This is a genomic window from Streptomyces gamaensis (assembly GCF_042656465.1).
Lineage (GTDB): Bacteria > Actinomycetota > Actinomycetes > Streptomycetales > Streptomycetaceae > Streptomyces > Streptomyces gamaensis.
In genome coordinates this window covers 1-4913 of sequence record NZ_JBHSPB010000049.1, presented here as the reverse complement: position 1 = coordinate 4913, position 4913 = coordinate 1, and the positions used below count along the sequence as shown (strand labels likewise).

Below are 4913 nucleotides of genomic sequence, written 5' to 3'. Positions count from 1 at the left end.
CTAAGCCTTTCAGCGCCGATGGTACTGCATGGGGGACCGTGTGGGAGAGTAGGACGCCGCCGAGCTATTGTTGGGGAAAGCCCCGTTGGGAGCCGTGAGGTTCCTGGCGGGGCTTTCTCGCATTTCTGGGACACCCTCTTTCCGGCCGTCCGGAAATGGCCGATCACCGCCCTGCCGCCGTCACGATCCGCCATGCTGCTTCGTCACGACTCTGCGGAACCTCACTCCGAGACGAGAGGAGCAGTGGCTTTCCCATGGCATCCCTGGCTGACTTCGAGGACCACCGACAGCGGCTGTGGGCCGTCGCCTACCGGATCACCGGCTCGGTGGCCGACGCGGACGACGCCGTGCAGGAGGCCTGGCTTCGCTGGCAGCACCTTCCCGACGGGGAAGCCGTGAACCCGGGCGCGTATCTGACGACGATTGTCAGCCGAATCTGCTTCGACCAGCTCGGCTCGGCCCGTTCGCGGCGCGAGACCTATGTGGGGCCCTGGCTGCCCGAGCCCGTGGTCGGCGATGTGCCGTCCCCCGAGGACCAGGTGACGCTGGACGAGTCCGTCGGGATAGCGCTGATGGCCGTACTGGAGAGACTCACGCCGGCCGAGCGCACGGCCTTCATCCTGCACGACGTCTTCTCCGTGCCGTTCGGTGAGATCGCCGAAGTCGTCGGCAGGACCCCGGTGTCCGTACGGCAGCTCGCTGCCCGCGCCCGCAAGCGCGTACGCGCCGAGGCGCCCCGCCGGTCTGTCGACCGGGACGAACACCGGCGCACGGTGGAGGCCTTCCTGGCGGCCGCCATGGACGGGGATCTCGACGCGCTGATGGAGACCCTGGACCCGGAGGTGATCTGGGTCTCCGACGGTGGAGGCAAGGTTTCGGCCGCTCGCCGACCGCTCCACGGGCGCGAGAAGGTGGCCCGTTACGCGCAAGGTGTCTACGGCTACGGCGCCGCCGAGGGCAGGACGCTCCGCGCGTTCGTACGGGACGTCAACGGCGCCCCCGGGCTGATCCTCACCGACCCGGTGCGCGGCCGGACGTCCGTACTCGCCTTCACCGTTCACGAGGGCCGGATCACCGAGGTGGACGCGGTCGCCAACCCGGAGAAGCTGCGGCATGTGGACCCTGGCACGCTGTGACCGGCAGGCGCCCGGCCACCGGAGCTTTGGCCGAAAGCAGCCACGATGGTCTGTCACACAGGGAGGCGCTGCGTCGTCTCCTGGGCATGCAGACGAACTCACACCTCACCGACACGCAGCACATCGTCGTCCTCGGCGCCGGCTACGCGGGACTCAACACGGCCCTGCGCGTCTCCCCGTACGCGAAGGTCACCCTGATCGACCCCAGCGACCGCTTCACCGAGCGCGTGCGGCTCCACCAACTCACCGGCGAAAGCCCAGACGTGACCCACCCGTTGGTGGAGCTCCTGCGCGGCACCGGGATCCGGCACGTCGCCGCCCGGGCCGTCGACATCGACCTGGCGGGACGTCAGGTCCGCACGGATGACGGCCGCTCCGTCGGCTACGACCGGCTGGTGTACGCCCTCGGCAGCGTGACCGACACCCGGGCCGTGGGCGACCGCGTGCACACCGCCGAGTCCGCGGTCGAGGTCCGCAAGCGCCTGCTGGGCGCCTCCGGCAGGATCGCCGTCGTCGGCGGCGGGCTCACCGGCATCGAACTCGCCAGTGAGATCGCCGAGTCGCACCCGGGCTGGGAGACCCGGCTGCTGACGGCCGGCGTCGTCGGCACCGGTCTTTCGGACAAGGGGCGGACCCACATCCGCAAGACGCTCGGCGTGATGGGCGTACAGGTCGAGGAGGGCCGCCGGGTCGAGTCGGTGGACGAGATCGACGCGGACCTGGTCGTCTGGTCGGCGGCCATGCGCCCCGTCACGCAGCTCGCCGCGAAGGCGGGCCTTGAGCTCGACCCCGCCGGCCGGATCGTGGTCGACCGCACACTCCGGTCCACCACGGACCCCGCCGTCTACGCGGCCGGGGACTCGGCGGCGACTTCCCTCCGTATGGCGTGCGCGACCGCAGGACCCACTGGCGCCCACGTCGCGGGCTCACTCCTCGCCGACCTCCGTGGCCTGCCCGCCAAGCCCCTCGACTTCCGCTACGTCGTGCAGTGCCTGAGCCTGGGACGCGGCGAGGGCCTGATCCAGCCCGTGCACGCGGACGACACCCCTCGCTCGACAGTCCTGACCGGCAGTGCTGCCGCCTTCGTCAAGGAACAGGTCGTCCGTCACACGGTCCGCACCCTGCACGTGAACGCGCACCGGGCGAGGGCGATCCGGAAGGCGGAGACCGGTGGGGACGCCGAGCGTACTGCTGCCTGAACTGCTGTCTGAACTGCTGTCTGAACCGGCCGGGCACGCAAGGGAGTTGCCTGCCCGTCACGCCCTGCGTCACGACCTGACCTGAACCGTATGAACGCCTCATACCGTCAGGGTCCCGTTCCGTTCCCGCGCGGGCCATGGGGGAAGGCCCTGAGGCATCCCGGACTCGTCCCCTACGCGCCACGCGCCGTCGGCCGGGCGCGAGGCCGTCGGCTGTGGCGATCCGCCGACGGCACCGCACGGGTCCCGTGCGGGGTGCGAAGATGGCGGGGCACGCAGCAGCAGCGGAGAGGTGAGCCTCGTGGCCCAGAAAGTCGCCGTCCTCGGAACCGGAAAGATCGGCGAAGCGCTCCTCAGCGGCATGATCCGCGCCGGCTGGTCGACCTCCGACCTCATGGTCACCGCGCGCCGCCCCGAGCGCGCCGAGGCCCTGCGGACGCGCTACGGCGTCGAGACGGTCACCAACGCCGAGGCCGCGAAGGCGGCGGACACCCTGATCCTCGCCGTGAAGCCGCAGGACATGCCGGCGCTCCTGGAGGAACTGGCGCCCCACCTGCCGGCGGACCGCCTGGTCATCAGCGCGGCGGCCGGCGTGCCGACGGCGTTCTTCGAGCAGCGGCTTCCGGAGGGCGTTCCGGTCGTGCGTGTCATGCCGAACACGCCGGTCCTCGTCGACGAGGGCATGTCCGTGATGTCCGCGGGCAGCCACGCGACGGAAGAGCACCTGCTGCGCACGGAGGAAATCTTCAAGCCGGTCGGCAAGACCCTCCGGCTGCCCGAGTCCCAGCAGGACGCCGCGACCGCGCTCTCCGGCTCCGGGCCCGCCTACTTCTATTACCTCGTCGAGGCGATGACCGACGCCGGTATTCTCCTCGGCCTTCCCCGCGACAAGGCCCACGACCTGATCGTCCAGGCCGCCATCGGTGCCGCCGTCATGCTGCGCGACAGCGACGAGCACCCGGTCAGGCTCCGCGAGGCGGTCACGTCCCCCGCGGGCACGACCATCAGCGCTATCCGTGAACTGGAACGGCACGGGGTACGAGCCGCACTCATCGCCGCCCTCGAAGCCGCCCGGGACCGCAGCCGGGAACTGGGAACCGGCGGCGCGTAGGGCCCCGGTCGCGGAATCCGGAGCCCTACGGGCGAATGCGCTGTCCCTGCTGCCTGTCCCGCACGCGGGAACGGCATGAGGGAATGAGCGGTCACGCGGGAGGCATCAGCCCGATCGCCGCGTACGCGGCGTCGACAGTCGGCCGCGCGAGCGTCCGGGCCCGCTCGGCGCCGGCCCGCAGCACCGCGTCCACATAGCCGGGATCGGCGCACAGTTCCGCATGCCGCTCGTGCACGGGCCGCAGCAGCTCCAGCACCGCGTCCGCGGTGTCCTTCTTGAGCGCCCCGTACGAGGCGTACGTCGACGCCAGTTCCGCCGGCTGCCCGCCCGTGCACGAGGCGAGGATTTCCAGCAGGTTCGCGACTCCGGGCTGCTCCTCGCGGTCATAGACGACCTCACCGCGGCTGTCGGTCACCGCGCGCATGACCTTCTTGCGCACGACCTCGGCCTCGTCGAGCAGATAGACGATGCCGGAGGTCTCGGCGTGGGACTTGCCCATTTTCGACGTCGGGTCCTGCAGGTCCATGACCCTGGCCGCCACCGTCGGATGGACGGCCCGCGGCACGGTGAACGTATGGCCGTAGCGCTGGTTGAAACGCACAGCCAGGTCCCGGGTCAGCTCCACGTGCTGCACCTGGTCCTCGCCCACCGGCACCTCGTCCGCGGAATAGGCGAGGATGTCCGCCGCCATGAGCACCGGGTACGTCAGCAGCGACAGCCGTACGCTGCCGCCCGCGGCCCTCTCCCGCGCGGACTTCTCCTTGTACTGGATCATGCGCCGCATCTCGCCGTCGGACGCGGTGCACTCCAGCAGATAGGACAGCCGCGTGTGTTCGTCCACGTGGCTCTGCACGAACACCGTGCACCGCGCCGGTTCCAGCCCAGCGGCGAGCATCAGCGTCGCCGCCTGCCGGCTCAGTCTCCGGATGCGGGCCGGGTCGTGGTCCACGGTCAGGGCGTGCAGATCCACGACACAGAAGAGGGCATCGGACTTGTGCTGGTCGACCTCGACCCACTGTCGCAGGGCCCCGAGGTAGTTGCCCAACGTGAGGTGACCAGTGGGCTTGATGCCGCTGAAGGTCCGTGTCATCGGTCTTGCCTCCCTAGGAGAGGACCACCGCCACAGACAGCAAAACGGCCGCCGAGGCGGCGGCCGGTTGGATGCATGCGCAAGTCGGGGCCGCCGTCAGGCGGCCCACCACAGTTGGGTGTGCGCATGCTGGGTCACAGGACGACCGTACGCCCTCGAAACCGGGTTGCGCCACAGATTTGATGCGTCCTACGGGCTCGTGTAGTGTTCTCCGGGTTGCCGCAGCGTCCGTACGGGCGAACGGCAACGGTTCTCGTCGCACTGGCGGCAATCATTACTGCACGGTCCTCGAACGGGGCGGTTTCCGGCGTGCCCGGAATTCGTTTCGGAGTCCCGATTGGGAATCGCCGGGGAAATCCGCTAAAGTAGTGATCACG

General features: G+C 70.0%; 4 protein-coding genes and 1 rRNA gene. 4 read left to right on the top strand and 1 reads right to left on the bottom strand.

All coding sequences use genetic code 11. The features are described from left to right. The 4 genes from rrf to proC all read left to right on the top strand — a co-directional run. A 5S ribosomal RNA gene (rrf, locus tag ACFP1Z_RS33795) occupies window positions 1–65 on the top strand; the annotation flags it as partial. 189 nt (window positions 66–254) lie between these two features. Continuing rightward, window positions 255–1136: an RNA polymerase sigma factor SigJ gene (gene sigJ, locus ACFP1Z_RS33505; RefSeq protein ID WP_390321847.1), complete on the top strand. Its 882-nt coding sequence runs from the start codon at window positions 255–257 to the stop codon at window positions 1134–1136. A gap of 86 nt (window positions 1137–1222) precedes the next feature. Continuing rightward, window positions 1223–2335: an NAD(P)/FAD-dependent oxidoreductase gene (locus ACFP1Z_RS33500; RefSeq protein ID WP_390321845.1), complete on the top strand. Its 1113-nt coding sequence runs from the start codon at window positions 1223–1225 to the stop codon at window positions 2333–2335. A 301-nt stretch (window positions 2336–2636) separates the two neighbouring features. Continuing rightward, the gene (gene proC / locus ACFP1Z_RS33495; protein WP_390321843.1) at window positions 2637–3446 is read left to right on the top strand and encodes a pyrroline-5-carboxylate reductase; all 810 of its coding nucleotides are present in this window, start codon (window positions 2637–2639) and stop codon (window positions 3444–3446) included. Window positions 3447–3537: 91 nt separating this feature from the next. Here the strand turns inward: proC and trpS are convergent, their stop codons facing one another. Then, the gene (gene trpS, locus ACFP1Z_RS33490; protein ID WP_390321841.1) at window positions 3538–4536 is read right to left on the bottom strand and encodes a tryptophan--tRNA ligase; all 999 of its coding nucleotides are present in this window, start codon (window positions 4534–4536) and stop codon (window positions 3538–3540) included. Window positions 4537–4913: the final 377 nt, after the last annotated feature.